Source organism: Exiguobacterium sp. HSB13 (assembly GCF_056764755.1).
On record NZ_JBUZOM010000002.1, the window covers coordinates 1 to 18,229 of the forward strand.

Here is an 18,229-nt window from a genome sequence, read left to right on the forward strand (position 1 = left end):
AGAGACGATGAGGTAGATAGGTCACGGGTGGAAGCATGGCGACATGTGGAGCTGAGTGATACTAATCGGTCGAGGCCTTGTTCTAGCAGATGCATTGTTGATGACTTCAGTTTTGAGGGCGCGAGCCCGATCGTCTGGTGACGATAGCCAAGTGGTCACACCCGTTCCCATGCCGAACACGGAAGTTAAGCACTTGAACGCCGAAAGTAGTTGGGGGCTTCCCCCTGTGAGGATAGGACGTTGCCAGGCATTTAATTTATTCCGCAATAGCTCAGTGGTAGAGCAACCGGCTGTTAACCGGTAGGTCGTAGGTTCAAATCCTACTTGCGGAGCCAATGGCCCGTTGGTCAAGCGGTTAAGACACCGCCCTTTCACGGCGGTAACACGGGTTCGAATCCCGTACGGGTCACCATTATACTTTTTGTGCCGGTGTAGCTCAGCTGGTAGAGCAACTGACTTGTAATCAGTAGGTCGCGGGTTCGACTCCTGTTGCCGGCACTGTTTTTTCTCAATTGTATAAGTTTCCTAGACAAACTGGGGGGGTAGCGAAGTGGCTAAACGCGGCGGACTGTAAATCCGCTCCCTCGGGTTCGGCGGTTCGAATCCGCCCCCCCCCACCATGTCGAGCCATTAGCTCAGTTGGTAGAGCATCTGACTTTTAATCAGAGGGTCGCAGGTTCGAATCCTGCATGGCTCATTTCTTGCGGAAGTAGTTCAGTGGTAGAATACGACCTTGCCAAGGTCGGGGTCGCGGGTTCGAATCCCGTCTTCCGCTTTTTCTTTCGGGGCCTTAGCTCAGCTGGGAGAGCGCCTGCCTTGCACGCAGGAGGTCAGCGGTTCGATCCCGCTAGGCTCCACCAATTTTATTTAAAGATCTTAAGCGAGTTTCGTTCGTCTTAAGTTTTTTTTATATGAAATGCCAAGCATAACCAGAGTACGTACGCAAGAACACCGTGATTCCCTTCACGGTGTTTTTTTGTATATTCATGCGTTTTTTTGTTGAGTTGAACCACTTGTTTGTTACCGCTTACAATACATGTAGAAGTGACTATGACATAGGGGGAATATCGTATGAACATCGCGTATATCAGCGTACCGTACCGTTATGGACAAGGAAAACCAGGCACTGAACACGGACCTGCTGCTGTCGAAAAAGCGGGTCTACTCGCGACACTCGAAGCACGGGGACAAGAAGCAGTACGCTACGGGGAAGCGGCTGTTTTATCCGAGGATGCGGTCCGAGAAGAAGATCCGAAGCTGAAACGTCTTGAAGGCGTCGTCCACACGACGAATGATTTGCACTTGATCGTTCGTGATGCGTTATCAGAGCAACGTTTTCCGTTGTTAGTCGGTGGCGATCACAGCATGGCGATCGGAACGATTGCAGGGTTACGTCAGACCGTACCACGTCTTGGTGTCATCTGGTTCGATGCACACGGTGATTTGAATACACCGGAAACATCACCGTCTGGCAATATTCACGGCATGCCGCTCGCTGTCGCCCTTGGGGAAGGACATCAGCGTTTAACGGAAGTCGGAGGAACCGATGTCAAACTGCAACCGGAACATCTCGTCTTCATCGGATTACGTGACGTTGATCCAGGAGAACAAGAGCTGATTGATCGTCTTGGTATTCGTGTCTATGATATGGAAGCGATCCGAACTCGGGGAATGGACGCGATCATGGAAGAAGCGATTGCCTATTTGAAGGAAACGACGGATGCGTTCTATCTTAGCTTTGATATGGATGGTCTCGATCCATCACTCGTCGTCGGTACCGGAACACGTGTCGCTGACGGTATTTTCTTAGACGATGCAAAGACGGTACTCAAGCATTGCGCAACGGCAGAAGACTTCATTGCAGCTGAATTCGTTGAAGTGAATCCGTTGCTTGAAGAAGGAAACGGAACAGCAGAACTTGCGAATGAACTAATCGGAGATCTACTTTTGGCAATGGAAACACATCGCTTAGTAAAATAATGGATAGAACTTGAACTCTTTTCATCGGGGTTCAAGTTTTTTTTGTTACAATTTAAAAGGAGATGAAACATTTATCGGTCGACTTCGTATAAGAGATTGACCGCATAGAGCGGGGGGTATTCAAAGTGGAAGAAACGACACTACGCTTAATTGAGCGAGTGAAACAGGGAGACCGTGATGCATTCGCGGCACTTGTTGATCTATATAAGGAAGGTGCCTTTCTTGTGGCTTTCCGTGTCTTGCGCGATCGAATGGAAGCGGAGGATGCGACACAGGAAGCCTTCATCCGTGTATTTACGAAGATTGATTCGTATAATGCACAATGGAAGTTCCGGACTTGGTTGTACCGAATCGTCACGAATGTATCGATTGACCGATTACGGAAAAAGAAACCTGACTATTCTCTTGATGCTGAGATGTCAGGTACTGAAGGACTGACATTGTATTCACAACTCGAGAGCAAGGACACCTTGCCGGAGGACCAAGTGGTCGATAACGAGCAACGAAACGAAGTCGGGGATGCGATTGCGGCTTTACCAGAAAAATACCGTGTCCCACTCGTCCTGAAATATGTAGAGGATCTTTCGCTAAAGGAAATTAGTGAAATGATCGAATTACCTGTCGCTACTGTCAAAACTAGAATTCATCGTGGACGAGAAGCGCTGAAGAAGCATTTTGCCAAACGATGAGAAGGAGGAACTCACCATGTCACGAGAGCATGTACATGAACGGATCCAGGATTATTTAGACCAAAACCAACCACCTGAGGAATTCGAGCGATTAGAAGCAGAGTTACGAGAAGTAGACGCGATGGACGAGTTCGAAGAGTATCGGCTCCTTGATGCTCGATTGCGTCAACTTCCAGCGCCTAAATTATCGGCAGATTTTACATCCCGCGTGCTGGCACAATTGCCTGAACAGGTGGAGACGCCGAGTGCTGCCTTGCTGCACCAACCGCAACCGTCTCGTTTTGGAGGGAAGATGAAGCAGTACCCATTGCTCGCGGCAGCGGCTGTTTTCTTACTCTTGTCGGTCGGTAGCCTAGGTGGTTATATGGCACAAGAAGAACATGACTTATCCTATACGAATGCACCAGGTATCGTCGCTCAAAATGGTGAGGTCGTCGTCCCGAAAGGCGTCACGGTCGATCAAGATCTATATGTCGAAGGCGGGAACGTCCGAATCGAAGGGAAAGTCAATGGCGACGTCATGACCGTTGACGGGAAAGCTTACACGGCGAGTGCCGGTAGCGTGACCGGAGAAATCAAGGAAATTGATCAATTATTCGAACGCGTATGGTACGGAATCAAGCGTCTATTTCAATAATCAGCTGGGACGAGTCGAACTCGTCCCTTTGTGCTATAATGGAAACTGTTTAAATCAGATGAGTTAGGGGGCACGGTTGGTGAATTACTTCAGCTGGCAACCACTTCAATTTCAATTGTTGAAACTGGGAGAAAACGTACATTGGTACGATTATATTAATGATGTGATTGATATTGCGGTCGTGACGTTCGTCATTTACCGTCTCATGATCATCGTCAAAGGAACAAAAGCGGTCCAACTCATTAAAGGGATCTCTGTCATTTTGATCAGTTGGTTCTTGAGTGGCTTTTTTGGACTCAAAACACTGCAATTCTTATTGAATCAAATCATCACCTACGGATTACTAGGGATCATCATTATCTTCCAACCCGAACTTCGGCGTGGACTGGAACACTTAGGACGAACGAGTAAATTTTTCTCACGTAGTGCCATCAGTGATGAAGATGAACAAGTTCGAATCGTCGATGCACTCGTATCGTCTGCTCAGTACATGTCAAAACGTCGTATTGGGGCACTCGTGACGATTGAACGGGAGACCGGACTGAGTGAATACGTGGAGACGGGCATTCCGCTCGGTTCACAAATCACGAGTCAGTTGCTGATCAATTTGTTCATTCCGAATACTCCTTTACATGATGGTGCCGTCATCGTCCAGCAAGGCAAGTTAGCAGCAGCCGCTTGTTACTTACCGCTGTCTGAGAGTGCACATATCTCAAAAGAGCTTGGAACACGTCACCGTGCTGCCATCGGTGTCAGTGAGGTGACGGATAGCGTCACGCTCGTCGTCTCGGAAGAAACGGGTGGTGTCTCACTCGCCATCAATGGACGTCTGTACCGGGAACTCGACGAAGAATCCTTACGGACGAAGTTACTTGAGACGATCGTCAAAGCCGAACCGACGAATACTTCCTTCTTGAACTGGATGGGGGCGAAAAAATAATGTTCGAAAAGTGGTTCAATGAACGCTGGTTTTTACGCATCGTTGCCGTCGCCTTGGCCGTCATGTTGTATTTGATGGTCGCAGGTTCGAATACGACGGGAAAAAGTGATGCCGCTAGTCTATTACCGATCGCAGGACAAGGTTCGACGAAATTTGACGTGCCGGTCACGGTCCAGTATGATGAATCGCAGTGGGTCGCCTATAATATTCCAGATAGCATGGAAGTGACCGTCAAAGGTCCGTCGAGTAGTTTGACGATGCTCCGGCTCGTCCAGGATTTTGGATTATCGATTGATTTGAAAGGACTCGACCCTGGCTATCATCGTGTCCGTGTCACAGCAACCGGCTTCGGAAAAGATGTCGAGGTGACGCCGAAACAGGAGACGATCGAAGTCTTCCTCGATAAGAAGATTACAAAGGAAGTACCGGTACAAGTCGCCTTACTCAATAAAAACAAAATCGCTGAAGGATATGTCGCTGGGGAAGCGCAACCGAACCAACAAACTGTTGAAGTCACGGGAGGCGCAGAGAAGTTACAGGCGATTTCAGCAATCCAAGTACCGATTGATGTGACCGGTCGGGCAGAGACGTTCAAAGAGACGTTCAATGCTAAAGCGACTGACACGAACGGGAATACGATCAGTGCATCTTATCAACCGGAACAATTAGAAATCACAGTACCGATCTATAAGGAAAGTAAGACGGTACCGATTAATGTGAAGACAAAAGACAACGTCAAAAAAGGGTATACCGTCGTCAAGATCGTTCCCGTCACGACGGAAGCTCGTCTATATGGAACAAAAGAAGAATTAGAGCGCATCGGTTCTGTTGATACGGAAGCGGTCTCGCTCAAAGGATTGACGAAGACGACCGAAAAAACCGTCAAACTCGTCGAACCGGAAAACGCGACGGCAATGGATCCGACACAGGTCACCGTCAATATCGTCGTTGAAAAAGAAAATGCCAATTCGACGACAGAAACCGTCGAGGATCGAGCGGAGAAAACAATTCCAGGTGTGACGGTCACGTTGAATGGATTCGATGAATCCAAGTATACGATTGATTACAATCAAACGATTGATGTCGTCGTCCGCGGGAAAGAATCTGATTTAGCATCGATTGATGCGACGGATATCAAAGCGGTCATCGACGTGACCGGATTAAAAGAAGGAACGCATGGATTGCCGATCTCGTATCAGACATCAAAAGCCTTTGATGTCCTGCGTCCGGATAATATGGATGTCACATTAAAAGCAATTCCCCGGACATCGATTCCGACCAATTAAAACAAATTAGTGAAATGAGGAAATAACACATGGGTAAGTATTTTGGAACTGACGGCGTACGCGGCGTCGCAAACGTAGAATTGACACCGGAACTTGCGTATCGCCTCGGTCGAACAGGTGGTTACGTGTTGACGAAACACGAAAGCACACGACCAAAAGTCTTGATTGGACGCGATACACGTGTATCTGGTCAAATGCTTGAGAATGCACTCATCGCGGGTCTGTTATCAATCGGTGCAGAAGTCATGCGTCTTGGTGTCATCTCGACACCAGGTGTCGCATACCTGACAAAAACGATGGATGCGACAGCCGGAGTCATGATCTCTGCATCGCACAATCCAGTGGAAGATAACGGGATTAAGTTCTTCGGTTCAGACGGCTTTAAGCTCGATGACGCAACAGAACTTGAAATCGAAGCATTACTCGATGAAGCAGAAGATACATTACCACGCCCAGCCGGAAAAGAACTCGGCTTCGTTCATGATTACTATGAAGGGGCTCAGAAATATCTCCACATGCTTCGTCAGACATCGGATGAAGATTTCTCAGGCATCCATGTCGCGATCGACGGCGCACACGGGGCGACGTCAAGCCTCGCACCACGTCTATTCGGTGACTTGGAAGCAGAAGTATCGACGATCGGTACAACTCCGAACGGACTCAACATCAATGATGGTGTCGGTTCGACACACCCTGAACATCTTGCTGCCTTCGTTAAGGAAAAAGGCGCGGATGTTGGTTTATCGTTTGATGGAGACGGCGACCGCTTGATCGCAGTCGATGAGAACGGCGATATCGTGGATGGCGATAAAATCATGTTCATCTGCGGGAAATACTTGAATGAACTCGGTCGTTTGAAAGACAACACGATCGTCGCGACGGTCATGAGTAACCTCGGTTTCCATAAAACCGTCGAAGAAAACGGGATGACGGCGCTGCAGACAGCGGTCGGTGACCGTTACGTCGTCGAAGAGATGCGTAAGAACGACTATACACTCGGTGGCGAACAGTCGGGTCACATCATCTTCATGGACTACTCAACGACAGGGGACGGTATGTTATCAGGCGTCCAGTTGTTGCAAATCATGAAAGCGACAGGGAAGAAGTTATCGGAACTTGCAGCTGAGATGCCAATCTTCCCACAACGTCTCGTTAACATCCGTGTCTCAGACAAAAATGGCGCAATGAGCGGCCCTGCCGTGCAAGCGATCATTGCAGAAGTCGAAGCGGAGATGGCGGGCAACGGACGGATTCTCGTTCGTGCGTCAGGAACAGAACCACTCGTTCGTGTCATGGCGGAAGCTCCGACACAAGAAGCGTGTGATGCGTACGTCGAGCGGATCGCGAATGTCGTTCGTGAGAACTACGCGTTACAAGAAAACTAAACAGCCCGAAGCAGAGCGATTGCTCTGCTTCTTTTTTTACAATTACTTCAGAAAAACAGATTGAGATTTTTACAAAATATAGGGATTATACGTATTGATTAGAAAAATATCGGGAATAGTTACAAATACGTTACCTTTCTTGCTTTTTCAGATTAAAGTTCGTATGATGGTGAAGTCGGACAGAAACGGGGTCAGACGGAAACAAGAAGCGCCAGGGCTTTCTTCGTAGGATGAAAGCTGACGAGGTGGAGGTTTATCGAATCATTCGGCGGATGCCTCCCGGTACCAGATCCATACCGTAAATCGTTCTGAAATCGTTCAAGTGATTGGACGGACAAACAGACCGATCGGGATCCTCTCAACAAGAGCCGTTTCCTCTTTAGGGAAATACTTGTAAATGGAGAGATGTAACATGTGCGGAATCGTAGGTATGATCGGACAGGTCAACACGAAGGAAATTTTATTAAAAGGTCTCGAGAAGCTCGAGTACCGCGGCTATGACTCGGCAGGTCTTGCGTTCGTCAACGACGGCGTCCAAGTCCATAAAGAAGTAGGCCGGATTGCTGCGCTACGCGAAGTCGTTCCTGCTGAGGCAGACGGCACAGTCGGAATCGGACACACACGCTGGGCGACACACGGTGTCCCAAGCGTACCAAACGCGCACCCGCACCAAAGTGCGTCAGCACGTTTCACACTCGTGCACAACGGCGTCATCGAAAACGATGAGCAGCTAAAAGCAGAATTGAATGTCGATCTCCTCAGCGACACGGATACAGAAGTCATCGTTCAGATGATTGAAAAGAACTTCAACGAGACAGGTGACGTCGCGGAAGCATTCCGTCAAACACTCCGCGTCTTGCATGGTTCGTATGCCCTCGCATTGATCGATGCTGAAAATCCAGACGTCTTATACGTCGCAAAAAACAAATCACCACTTCTCGTTGGTCTCGGTGACGGTACGTTCAACGTCGTCGCATCAGACGCAATGGCAATGTTGCAAGTAACGGATCAATTCGTTGAGTTGCATGATGGTGAGATGATCATCTTGACGCGTGATAGCGTGACGATCCAAGATCTCGACGGGAACGTCCAAGAGCGTGAAGCGTACACGGCTGAAATCGATGCATCAGATATCGAAAAAGGAACGTACGCGCACTATATGCTTAAAGAGATGGATGAGCAACCAGCGGTCATCCGTAACATCGTTCAAAAATATCAAAACGAAGCAGGCGACATCACACTCGACCAATCAGTCCGTGATCTCGTACTCGGTCGTGACCGTGTCTACATCATCGGTTGCGGAACAAGCTACCATGCTGGTTTGATCGGGAAACAGTTGATCGAACAAATCGCAGGCATCCCGACAGAAGTGCACATCTCTTCTGAGTTCGGATACAACATGCCACTATTGACAGAGAAACCGCTCTTCCTCTTCCTTTCACAATCAGGTGAAACAGCGGATAGCCGTGCCGTTCTCGTCGAAGCGAAGAAACTCGGTCACCCAGCACTGACGATCACGAACGTTCCAGGATCAACATTGTCACGTGAAGCAAACGCAACATTGTTGCTCCACGCAGGTCCGGAAATCGCCGTTGCTTCAACAAAAGCGTATACAGCTCAAATCGCTGTCCTTGCTGTCCTTGCGTTTGACCTTGCTCAAGCAAAAGGAGTTGCCGTCAACTTCGATCTCATGAAGGAACTCGGTAAAATCTCAAGTGCGATGGAATCGGTCATGTCTCAAAAAGATCGTTTCCAAGAAATCGCGACAGAATACTTGTCTGAGTCACGTAACGCGTTCTTCATCGGTCGCGGACAAGATGCATACGTCGGGATGGAAGGTGCATTGAAACTCAAAGAGATCTCGTATATCCAAGCAGAAGGATACGCGGGTGGAGAGCTTAAGCACGGTCCGATCGCCTTGATCGAAGACAACACACCGGTCATCGCGCTCGTGACACAACCACACGTTCACCTCAATAACCGTGGTAACGTCAAGGAAGTCGTCGCACGTGGTGCAAATGCGTGTGTCATCGCAGCAGAAGGTCTTGAATTGCCAACGGATGCATTCGTCATCCCAGCAGTCGAGCCACTCTTGTCACCGCTCTTGTCGGTCTTGCCACTTCAATTGATCTCATACTACGCGGCACTCGGTCGCGACTGTGACGTCGATAAGCCACGTAACTTGGCGAAGTCAGTAACGGTTGAATAAGGAAACAAATCGACTCCAAACGATAGCCGCATTAAAGCGTCTGCCGTTTGGAGTTTTTTATATGAGAGGAGAATAAGATGAACCGATGGCTTGCAGCATTCCCTAAACGATATGAACAGGACGTTCGGATCGTTAAAGCATGTCTACCATTTGGGTGGACACGCTTATCACCAGGGGCGATCGAAGTAAATGTAGAACAGGAACAGATACAGATTCCGATGCGCGTATACATGCCAGAAGTCGCGTCCGAGCGAATTGAACAGTTGACGCCAACACAACAGACGATGATATTTTGTCTTTACACCCGTCACCATGATGGTCATGTTCGTGAGCGTTATCTTCAGCAGTTACTTAAAACTCATCCGCGCGACGGATGGGTTCTTGCCTATATCATCGAACTTGCTAGTGAGTACGTCCGTGAAATTGTCGACATCATCGTACCCGCAATCGAGCAATGGGATCCGGAAGTGAAGCGGCGGTTCGTAGAGAATGATCCGGCATACATGAAGCGAATCGAAGACCGGATGATCAGTTACTGGAATGCTTATTATCGGTCAAGTGGCGAACGACGATCCGAAGCGGACTACCCAGGCTTTCGGATTATAGAATCGTTACGGGAGGATGCTTCGGTAGAGGAAGTGTGAAGAGATGAAAAGGAGGGGCGCACTTGATTACGAAATCAAAGGATCTGTACTTAGAAGGACCCGGACCTGCTATTTTGTTGTTGCATAGTTTTACGGGTAGTGCGAATGAGATGCGGGGACTCGCTCGTTTTTTACATGCAGCCGGCTATACCTGTTACGCGCCCAATTACGCCGGGCACGGGGAATCGCCGGAGCGCTTGTTTGCGACGACAATCGAAGACGTCTGGCAATCCGCGCAAGCCGGACTCGCGTTCTTACGTGATCAAGGGCACAACGACATCTTTTTGATCGGACAATCACTCGGTGGAGTGATGGCACTTCGACTGGCAGAACAGTCAGGATGTGCCGGACTCATCTTACTCTCGACGCCGATTCTTGAGCGGACGATTGCCGGACTCGAGCACCGCGTCCTTCGTTATACGGAACGGTATTTTCAATTTGACAATCGTTCGCCGGAGTGGATCGTAGACTTTGTCGACCGTCATTTTCCACGCCCAGAAAAAGACTTAGGAGCACTGCAACAGTTCATTCTCGACACAGGAGTCGTCTTGCCGAAGATCACACAGCCCATCGCTCTATTCCTTGGCGCATTAGATGATGCCGTCTATCATGCAAGTCTCGAGCGAATCGAAACGACAGTGCCGAGCCGAGATCAGAAAAAGGTCCTTCTTCCGAACAGTAAACATCTACTGACACTCGATCGGGACAAACAACGTTTGTTCGAAGAAATCCTCGTCTTCTTGAAGACCCATCCGGTACATTCCTTGAAACCATCAGCTGCTGTGCAGTAGGCTAGATAGGTAAGTTAGACGTGAAAGGGGAAGGGATCATGCGAATTTTAGTAGTAGGGGCAAGTGGAACGATTGGGCAGGCAGTCATCGAACGGCTGAGTGAGCGACATGACATCATTCGTGCTGGGCGAAGCGGAGCGGATGTGCAAGTCGACATCACATCAGAAGCAAGTATCCGAGCGATGTATGAAACAGTTGGTTCTGTTGATGCTGTCATCAGTGCGACAGGTGGCGCTCATTTTGGTCCATTGACGGACTTAACACCAGAGCTTAATCAAATTGGGATCGACAGTAAACTAAAAGGTCAGGTCAATCTCGTCTTGCTTGGTTTAGAGTCAGTACGAGACGGCGGAAGCTTTACGCTGACGACCGGCATCATGATGGACGATCCGATTCGCCAAGGCGCATCTGCTGCGCTTGCGAACGGTGGAGTCAAAGCGTTCGTTCATGCAGCAGCGATCGAGATGCCACGAGGCATTCGGATCAACAGCGTCAGTCCGAATGTACTGATCGAGTCACTTGAAAAGTACGGACCCTTCTTCCGTGGTTTTGAAGCCGTTCCGGCGTCACGTGTCGCGACGGCGTTTGAAAAGAGTGTCGAAGGGGCGCAGACAGGGCAAAATTACGAAGTCTATTAAATAAAAAAGCAGGTAGCGAAAATCGCTATCTGCTTTTTTAGAATCCGGATATGACATAACGTTCAATTCCGAAAAGTAATAGAGTGATTCCGAGACAAATAAGTAAGTTACGGACGAACCAGCGACCTGTCATCGTCCGGTTCATAATGAGTTTCTCCAGTGTCAGATTAACGAGAAGTACACATAAGAAGATGACGCCAAACCAAATCATCCAGACACATCCTTTCCTTCTTCTTAACGAATCCAACAGCTAAAAAGTTTCGCGTCTGTCAAGAGCAGGAAATCATTCAGATGAACGGGAAGGAAACAAACAGTCGATTTTACAAGGAGGAACATGACGATGAACCAAGCGGTCCTAGTGATTGATTTTCAACAAGAACTCGTCGACGGGAACACGGAAGAACGTCCAGTATACTTAAAAGAACAAGTCGCGCACGTCATCGAAGCGGTCGTACTCGAAGCAGACGATCGGAATATCCCGGTCGTCTTTATTCGGGATCTCGACGTCGCTGGCGGAACAGGACCTGGGTTTGCAGTCCATGACTCGATTCCCGTTCCAGCGTCCAGTGTCACGTTCGATAAAGCGGCGACAAATGCGTTTCATGGCACCCCCTTGCTCGATCATCTACAGCAAGCATCAATTGACCATCTGATTGTCTTAGGCTGTAAGACGGAACACTGCATTGATACCGCGGTGCGCAGCGCGACGGTGCATGGCTTTGATGTCACGCTTGTCGCCGATGGGCACACGACGAACGGCTCCGATGTCCTGACGCCGGAGCAAATGATCGCTCACCATAATCAAGTCTTGCACGGTCATTATAACGTCGAACATTTTGCGATCGTTCGTCCGTCAACGGAAGATGTTTTCACCCCAACTCACAATGACTACCGGACATGAAGAGGAGAATAAGATGATTGAATTACGAAAAATAACAGCGCCCGATTACGAACGCTACGCAACGCTCGTCCAAGACGAACGTGTCATGCGTTATATCACGGAGCAGGCATTAACAGATGCGGAAACGAAACAACGCTTTGACCGAATCCTTGAACAACAGCAACACGACCGACTCGGATCTTATCTGATTTATGCCGAAGAGAGATGGATTGGAATCGGGCACATGTCCCGGAGTCAAACGCAACCGTTCGAAGCAGAGCTCGGCTACATGCTACTACCCGATCAGTGGGGACGCGGATACGGCACAGCGATTGCAGAGCGCCTGTTACAGTTAGCGACGGAAGAGGAGTTGCGGGTCGTCACGGCGACGATTGATCCAGCACATGAAGCTTCGCGCCGTATTTTGATCGGATTAGGTTTTGAATCGACCTATGTGGGACCGATTGACGGTCTACCAGGTGAAACGCTACAGAAAATGTTGGGGACGACAACATGACACGAGACGAATGGATCGAACATTTTCAACTCGACGTCGCGGTATGCGCGACCGTCGACGAATCGTATAGTTCTGAAGTCGATCGTCTCGTCCTAACGGATGGTCAGGTCGTTTTCTTGAAACGCCCGTATACGGCTGAAAAGTGGTACCGGGAGCGTGGCTGGATTCATGCACTAGAAGGGTTTGTACCCGTGCCGCACATCTTAGCTGAAACAGCTCCCTTGCAGACGACCGGGGCGTTCGTGCTTGCTGCCTTACCAGGACAGGCACCGGTTACGATGACTAAAAAATTGGCGTACGAAATTGGTCGAACGCTCGCAATGTTGCATACGTGCACAGGAGAAGCCTACGGCGAGTATACGGAAGATGGATTTTATGCCTATCCGGTTCAGGATTGGCGGTATTTTCGGAATGAAAAACTCGATGGATTCATGCCGTTCATCACGTCCGAACTCGACCCCGTTTTTTTAGAGAACATCCAAACAGAGTTATTCAGACGGGAACAGTTGTTACCGGAGCCTTCACGTCCCGTTGCCACACATTGTGACTTCCGCCTAGCGAATTTATTGACGGTAGGTGATCAAGTCACAGGGGTGATCGATTTCGAGACGACCCGCTACGGGGCCGTCGAGATGGACTTCACGAAGATCGTCCGTAATCTCAATACGTTCGGTTCCATTTACGTCACGGCATTTCAAGAAGGATACGCGGCGTTACACCCAGATGTGCCGATCGAGACGTATCTTTCATACTATCGTTTATGGGAAGCGCTCACGGCCGTCGGATGGTGCATCAAACGTGGATTAGAAGAGCACCAGGCGTTCTTCGAGGAGAACATCGCGCTCATCGAGCAGGAATTACAGACGACGAGCATATCGGATGGGTATTGATTCACCCATGTCTTGGAAGAAACCTCTATACTTAGGGAAATGAGGAATCTGAGGGGGAAGCAAGATGACAGGAAAACGAATCGGAATCATCGGCGGTGGACTCGCCGGGATCTTTGCGGCACGTCAATTACAGGCGGCAGGATATACTGTTGAAATCATCGAAAAAAGCCAGAGCGTCGGGGGGCGAATGGCGACTCGTCGTGTTGATGAAGGAACAGCAGATCATGGGGCCGTCTTCTTTACGGTTCGGACGGAAGAGTTGGAACGTGAAGTCGACGACTGGCTTGAGAAGGGATGGGTTCGTAAGTGGTTCGGAACGGATTTTCCACGCTATGTCGCAACGAATGGCATGAATCAACTCGTACAAGCGATTGGTCGAGGAATTCCCGTTCAGTTGAATGAACAGGTCACGCATATTATGGCAACGGAGGACGAACTCGTCACACAAGCGACAGATCATCAAGGTACGTATGATGCGTTACTCGTGACGGCGCCTGTGCCGCAAGCATATGAACTGTTGCAGTCATCTGATCTGACACTCGGAGAGGACGATCATGAGCAGTTGCGTCAGGTGACGTTCGAGCCGACATTCGTTGGTCTGTTTGAAATCGAAGAGCGACTCACGATCGGAGAAGTCGGTCTACAAGATGAACAACTCGTCGATGGAATGTTGAAGCTCGTCAATAATGCCGAGAAGCAGATTTCGAAGACGACACTCCTGAGCGTCTATATGACAGCCCGCTTCAGTGAAAACTGGTACGAGCGTCCGGAAGAAGAGACACTCGCTGAAGTCGAGCGTCTGTTACAACAGCAACTCGGACCGGTGACGATTGTTTCGCGTCAGCTCAAACGTTGGCGTTATGCTCAGGCACGCGCGGTTTACCGGACACCATACTTAAAACTAGCGGCACATCCGCTTTGGCTTGCTGGTGATGCGTTCCTTGAAGCCGATGATGCGTCAGGGCGGACGCGCGTCGAGAGTGCTGTCATCTCCGGATTACGTGTCGCTGAAGCCATCGACACCCACTTACGTCAGACGGTGACAGTGACGGAATAGTCAAAAACATGCACTTCTTTTCTGAATCAAGAAGAAGCGCATGTTTTTTTGTTACTCACGATCATTCCCCCTGAAAGTGTTGCTCACTCCAAGCTGCCATTTGGTCAAGAATCGGTAAAAAACTATGTCCGGCATCCGTCAGTGAATATTCAACGCGAGGAGGAACTTCGCCAAAGACGTGTCGTTGAATCAAACCGTCCGCCTCGAGCTCACGAAGCTGACGCGTCAATGTTCCCTTAGAGATGCCTGTTAATTGTTGCAGTTCATGAAAACGATGTGTCCCGTGTGTCAGGTGCCACAGCAAGATGATCTTCCATTTGCCAGCAACCATCTGTTGGACCCGAGTGACCGGACAAGCCGTCCGTTGATTGGTCGTTGAATCGAATACAGCCACGTTCATCCTCTCCCATTGGTTCGTTTTGAGGGACCTAGTTTCAGATAAGTGCCTACTTTTTTTAGTGTATCACCTGACGTATCATGAAGAACAACATCAAACTTCAAAGGAGTGGTTTCATCATGAAATGGTTAATTACAGGAGCAACCGGAAAATTAGGGGCGCGGATTGTGCAACATCTCAGTGAACAAGTCGGCAACGAAAACGTAGCGGTTAGTGTCCGCGACGTCGAAAAAGCGGCAAGCCTTACGGCGCAAGGGATCGACGTTCGACACGGTGATTTCAATCAACCGGAAACACTCGGACAAGCATTTCAAGGCATCGATCGTCTACTGATCATCTCGACGGACGGTGAAGAGGCCACGCGGATCCGGCAACACCAAGCCGCTGTCACGGCAGCAAAAGAAGCAGGCGTCAAACTGATCGGCTATACGAGCATCGCCAATGCGGCACACAGCACGAACGGACTTGCGCGAACACATCGGGTCACAGAAGAGGCGATTCAAGCGACAGGTATCCCGTATGTCTTTTTCCGTAACAACTGGTATCTCGAAAATGAACTCGGAACGATTGAGGCCGTCGCACAAGGAGCAGACTGGTTAACGGCAGCAGGTGAAGGCAAAGTCGGATGGGCGTTACAAGATGAGTATGCGCTAGCGATTGCGACGGGACTGACGCTTGAACATCCAAAAGCGATTTATGAACTATCAGGTCCGTTGCATACACAAGCAGAACTCGCGACTGCAGTCGGAACAGTGCTTGACCGACCGGTCGCTTTAGATGAAGTAGATGGCGCGACCTATGGCGAGCGGATGCAAGCAGCCGGCTTACCGGATTTCTTGATTCCAATGCTGACTGGTATCCAGGCGGATATCGCAGCAGGAACTCTGGCAGTGGAAAGTACGGATTTTGAAGCATTACTGGGTCGTCCCGTAACGACACTGGAAGAGGGAGTTCGTCTTCTTTTGAAAAGATAAGTTCATCTGAACGTTTTCAGGAGGAGTGAGCAGGGTAAATCCCCTTTAGAAGCAATTAAAGGAGGAGCCCTACCATGAAACTGTCATCCTATCGTGTTAAGGAAGGCGAGCAAGTCTCGTTTTCGAATTACCCGACATCAGAAGAACATAAAATTTCGGAAGCAGAATTGCGAGATAAGCGAATTCCGAAAAGTGTCGAGACGTTACAAGAGTTACACTGGCGTTTGCATGCCGAAGAGAAGAACGGCGTCCTCGTCATCCTGCAAGCGATTGATGCAGCAGGGAAGGATGAGGCAATCAGCTACATCTTTTCTAACTTGAACGCACAAGGACTCCGAACGATTTCCGTCAAAAAACCGTCGGATACGGAGCAAAAACACGACTATCTATGGCGGATCCATGAAGGACTACCGGAAAAAGGGGAAGTCGGTATCTTGAACCGTTCCTATTATGAGGAAGTCATTGCGCCACGAATCCATGATTTGCTCGAGGAGGAAGAAAAGCCGGATGATGGAGACGTCTGGCAGATGCGCTACCGTCAAATTAATGACTTTGAGCGCTATCTCGTCGAGAACGGCTTCCGGGTCGTCAAGTTCTTGTTCCATGTCTCAAAAGAGGAGCAACGGCAACGGTTGTTGACGCGTCTGAAGGATCCAACGAAAAACTTCGAATTCTCGTTCAGTGATATTGAGGAACGTAAGCACTGGGATGAATACCATGAGATTTTTGCTGAGCTCGTCTCGGCGACATCGACATCGTATGCACCGTGGTACATCTTGCCGGCAGATGACGAATGGTATTCCCGCTATATCGTCACCGAAGTCATGAATGATGTCCTGAAGGAAATTGATCCGCAATATCCGAAGTTATCGGAAGAAGATCAGGAACAGCTGGATGAAGCGATTAAACGATTGGAAAACGAATGAACAAAAATGCCACCGATGAACGTCATCGGTGGCATTTTTTAGTTAGAGTCCAGGTAAGATCCCTGTGAATAGACTTAAGAGGAAGACCGTAGCGAGCGCTGTTAAACCAGCGATAAAGCCACCGCCCGTCCAAGCAAGGAGTGTTTGGGGAATCGTCAATTTACCAAACCGGTTGACGACCCAAAAACCTGAATCGTTGGGTAAAGAAAGTCCAATCCCACCAGCACAAATCGCTAGACCAAGAAGAATGGGAGACACACCTAATTCTCCGACCATCGGACCGAGAATACTCGATGTCGTGACGAGGGCGACCGTCGCTGAACCAAGTGAGGCCCGGAGGATTTGCGAAAAGATGAATGCCAGTAAGAGAACCGGGATGCTCCAGTTTTGCATCGTTGTAATGAGATGATCCCCGATGCCACTATTATTGATGACGGCACCAAAGGCACCACCGGCTCCGGTAATCAAGATGATGATTCCGGCTGAACTGATCGCTTCCGAGTATAAGCGTGCGTTCGGGATTGCGATGTATGGGCGTAATAAGATGACAGCAGCAAAGACACTAATCAATAAGGCAACGTTTTTCTCACCGATGAATCCAAAGAACGTCGCAACCGAAGTTCCGGGAAATAGCAGTTGAGAGACCGTATTCAATAAGATCAAGACGATGGGGAGAGCTAACATAAAGAAGCTAAGCCCTGTGCCGATTTCTTTCTTTGGTAAATCCGCTGGGTCGATCGAGAGTTCTTCGATATCGCCAGAATGCTTAATTCGTTTTCCGATGAACATACCGTACAGGTAACCACCAACGAGAGTAGCTGGAATGGCGACGATGATACCATACAGAATGAAGAAGCCGAGCTCTGATCCTGTATTTTCTGCGACGACGAGTGGTCCAGGTGTCGGGGCAATCATGTTATGCGAGACGATCAGACCGACACCGAGTGCCGTAACGAAACTAACGACGGAGATGCCTGTTTTAGAAGAAAGCGAACGAATCAATCCACTTAAGATGACGAAAGCTGCATCAAAAAAGACAGGAATGGAAACCGCTGTTCCGGTCAGGGCAAGGCCGGCAGAGGATTTTTTAGGTCCGAACACATTCAAGACAGCTTGAGCAATCTTTTCGACAGCACCCGATGCACCAAGAAACTGACCGAAGATGACACCAAGACCAATCAGGATACCAACACCCGCGAGTGTGTTCCCGAAACCAGTCGTGACGACGGAGGCGACTTCTTTGACAGGCATCCCGATGGCTAAAGCCGTCAAGATGGAGATCGCTACAAGTGCCAGAAACGGTTCGATTTTAAGCTTTAGGATGGAAAAGAACAGTAGAGCTAGAGACAGAATAAAAATGACGACCAATAAATTACCCGTAACCATCAA

19 protein-coding genes, 7 tRNA genes and 2 rRNA genes are annotated in these 18,229 nt (G+C 49.2%); 25 read left to right on the plus strand and 3 right to left on the minus strand.

Features of this window, described 5'->3' with window-relative positions:
- The 19 genes from ACZGCQ_RS11775 to ACZGCQ_RS11865 form a co-directional block, all read left to right on the plus strand.
- Window positions 1-85 (plus strand): 23S ribosomal RNA (locus ACZGCQ_RS11775); the annotation flags it as partial.
- 48 nt (window positions 86-133) lie between these two features.
- Window positions 134-249: ribosomal RNA gene (gene rrf / locus ACZGCQ_RS11780) — 5S ribosomal RNA — on the plus strand.
- Window positions 250-260: 11 nt separating this feature from the next.
- Window positions 261-335: transfer RNA gene (locus ACZGCQ_RS11785), tRNA-Asn, on the plus strand.
- A 2-nt stretch (window positions 336-337) separates the two neighbouring features.
- Window positions 338-412: transfer RNA gene (locus tag ACZGCQ_RS11790), tRNA-Glu, on the plus strand.
- Window positions 413-425: 13 nt separating this feature from the next.
- Window positions 426-498: transfer RNA gene (locus tag ACZGCQ_RS11795), tRNA-Thr, on the plus strand.
- A 38-nt stretch (window positions 499-536) separates the two neighbouring features.
- Window positions 537-620 (plus strand) — tRNA-Tyr (locus tag ACZGCQ_RS11800).
- A gap of 4 nt (window positions 621-624) precedes the next feature.
- A tRNA-Lys gene (locus tag ACZGCQ_RS11805) sits at window positions 625-697 on the plus strand.
- 6 nt (window positions 698-703) lie between these two features.
- Window positions 704-775 (plus strand) — tRNA-Gly (locus ACZGCQ_RS11810).
- 9 nt (window positions 776-784) lie between these two features.
- Window positions 785-860, plus strand: a tRNA-Ala gene (locus ACZGCQ_RS11815).
- 211 nt (window positions 861-1,071) lie between these two features.
- Window positions 1,072-1,980, plus strand: coding sequence for an arginase (gene rocF, locus ACZGCQ_RS11820; protein WP_029343103.1), 909 nt, complete (start codon window positions 1,072-1,074; stop codon window positions 1,978-1,980).
- A 125-nt stretch (window positions 1,981-2,105) separates the two neighbouring features.
- Complete coding sequence (gene sigW, locus ACZGCQ_RS11825) at window positions 2,106-2,669, plus strand: RNA polymerase sigma factor SigW (protein WP_023466660.1); 564 nt, start codon at window positions 2,106-2,108, stop codon at window positions 2,667-2,669.
- Between the two features lie 16 nt (window positions 2,670-2,685).
- A complete protein-coding gene (locus tag ACZGCQ_RS11830) occupies window positions 2,686-3,306 on the plus strand; it encodes an anti-sigma factor (RefSeq protein ID WP_023466661.1) in 621 nt (206 codons plus the stop codon).
- 79 nt (window positions 3,307-3,385) lie between these two features.
- On the plus strand, window positions 3,386-4,246 hold the full coding sequence (cdaA, locus tag ACZGCQ_RS11835) for a diadenylate cyclase CdaA (protein ID WP_050676886.1): 861 nt from the start codon (window positions 3,386-3,388) through the stop codon (window positions 4,244-4,246).
- The gene (locus ACZGCQ_RS11840) at window positions 4,246-5,532 is read left to right on the plus strand and encodes a CdaR family protein (protein WP_064300434.1); all 1,287 of its coding nucleotides are present in this window, start codon (window positions 4,246-4,248) and stop codon (window positions 5,530-5,532) included. Before cdaA ends, ACZGCQ_RS11840 begins: the two co-directional genes overlap by 1 nt.
- Window positions 5,533-5,561: 29 nt before the next feature.
- On the plus strand, window positions 5,562-6,917 hold the full coding sequence (gene glmM / locus ACZGCQ_RS11845; protein WP_029343107.1) for a phosphoglucosamine mutase: 1,356 nt from the start codon (window positions 5,562-5,564) through the stop codon (window positions 6,915-6,917).
- A gap of 412 nt (window positions 6,918-7,329) precedes the next feature.
- Window positions 7,330-9,126, plus strand: a complete 1,797-nt coding sequence (gene glmS / locus ACZGCQ_RS11850) for a glutamine--fructose-6-phosphate transaminase (isomerizing) (RefSeq protein ID WP_481266375.1) — start codon at window positions 7,330-7,332, stop codon at window positions 9,124-9,126.
- A gap of 77 nt (window positions 9,127-9,203) precedes the next feature.
- Window positions 9,204-9,770 (plus strand): hypothetical protein, encoded by a 567-nt coding sequence (locus tag ACZGCQ_RS11855; protein ID WP_481266376.1) that lies wholly within the window; start codon window positions 9,204-9,206, stop codon window positions 9,768-9,770.
- Between the two features lie 23 nt (window positions 9,771-9,793).
- The gene (locus ACZGCQ_RS11860; RefSeq protein ID WP_481266377.1) at window positions 9,794-10,561 is read left to right on the plus strand and encodes an alpha/beta hydrolase; all 768 of its coding nucleotides are present in this window, start codon (window positions 9,794-9,796) and stop codon (window positions 10,559-10,561) included.
- Between the two features lie 38 nt (window positions 10,562-10,599).
- Window positions 10,600-11,199, plus strand: a complete 600-nt coding sequence (locus tag ACZGCQ_RS11865) for a short chain dehydrogenase (protein ID WP_481266378.1) — start codon at window positions 10,600-10,602, stop codon at window positions 11,197-11,199.
- A gap of 37 nt (window positions 11,200-11,236) precedes the next feature.
- On the opposite strand, the gene ACZGCQ_RS11870 is transcribed toward ACZGCQ_RS11865, so the two are convergent.
- Window positions 11,237-11,410 (minus strand): hypothetical protein, encoded by a 174-nt coding sequence (locus ACZGCQ_RS11870; RefSeq protein ID WP_156357224.1) that lies wholly within the window; start codon window positions 11,408-11,410, stop codon window positions 11,237-11,239.
- 129 nt (window positions 11,411-11,539) lie between these two features.
- On the opposite strand from ACZGCQ_RS11870, the gene ACZGCQ_RS11875 reads away from it, so the two are divergent.
- The 4 genes from ACZGCQ_RS11875 to ACZGCQ_RS11890 all read left to right on the plus strand — a co-directional run bounded on the left by ACZGCQ_RS11875 (window position 11,540) and on the right by ACZGCQ_RS11890 (window position 14,543).
- Window positions 11,540-12,100 (plus strand): isochorismatase family protein, encoded by a 561-nt coding sequence (locus ACZGCQ_RS11875; RefSeq protein WP_481266379.1) that lies wholly within the window; start codon window positions 11,540-11,542, stop codon window positions 12,098-12,100.
- 13 nt (window positions 12,101-12,113) lie between these two features.
- A complete protein-coding gene (locus tag ACZGCQ_RS11880; RefSeq protein ID WP_481266380.1) occupies window positions 12,114-12,596 on the plus strand; it encodes a GNAT family N-acetyltransferase in 483 nt (160 codons plus the stop codon).
- Window positions 12,593-13,486, plus strand: coding sequence for a phosphotransferase family protein (locus tag ACZGCQ_RS11885; protein WP_481266381.1), 894 nt, complete (start codon window positions 12,593-12,595; stop codon window positions 13,484-13,486). The genes ACZGCQ_RS11880 and ACZGCQ_RS11885 overlap by 4 nt, the downstream gene beginning before the upstream one ends.
- A 64-nt stretch (window positions 13,487-13,550) precedes the next feature.
- Entirely contained in the window at window positions 13,551-14,543 is a 993-nt protein-coding gene (locus ACZGCQ_RS11890; protein ID WP_481266382.1) for an NAD(P)/FAD-dependent oxidoreductase, read from the plus strand.
- A gap of 61 nt (window positions 14,544-14,604) precedes the next feature.
- Here ACZGCQ_RS11890 and ACZGCQ_RS11895 read toward each other — a convergent pair whose 3' ends face one another.
- Window positions 14,605-14,937, minus strand: a complete 333-nt coding sequence (locus ACZGCQ_RS11895) for a winged helix-turn-helix transcriptional regulator (protein ID WP_023466681.1) — start codon at window positions 14,935-14,937, stop codon at window positions 14,605-14,607.
- Between the two features lie 122 nt (window positions 14,938-15,059).
- Between ACZGCQ_RS11895 and ACZGCQ_RS11900 the strand changes: the two genes are divergently transcribed.
- Together ACZGCQ_RS11900 and ACZGCQ_RS11905 are read left to right on the plus strand one after the other, a co-directional pair.
- Window positions 15,060-15,914: an SDR family oxidoreductase gene (locus ACZGCQ_RS11900; protein ID WP_481266383.1), complete on the plus strand. Its 855-nt coding sequence runs from the start codon at window positions 15,060-15,062 to the stop codon at window positions 15,912-15,914.
- Window positions 15,915-15,988: 74 nt separating this feature from the next.
- Window positions 15,989-16,840: a PPK2 family polyphosphate kinase gene (locus ACZGCQ_RS11905; protein ID WP_481266384.1), complete on the plus strand. Its 852-nt coding sequence runs from the start codon at window positions 15,989-15,991 to the stop codon at window positions 16,838-16,840.
- A gap of 42 nt (window positions 16,841-16,882) precedes the next feature.
- Here ACZGCQ_RS11905 and ACZGCQ_RS11910 read toward each other — a convergent pair whose 3' ends face one another.
- A complete protein-coding gene (locus ACZGCQ_RS11910; protein WP_047392081.1) occupies window positions 16,883-18,226 on the minus strand; it encodes a GntP family permease in 1,344 nt (447 codons plus the stop codon).
- Between the last annotated feature and the right edge of the window lie 3 nt (window positions 18,227-18,229).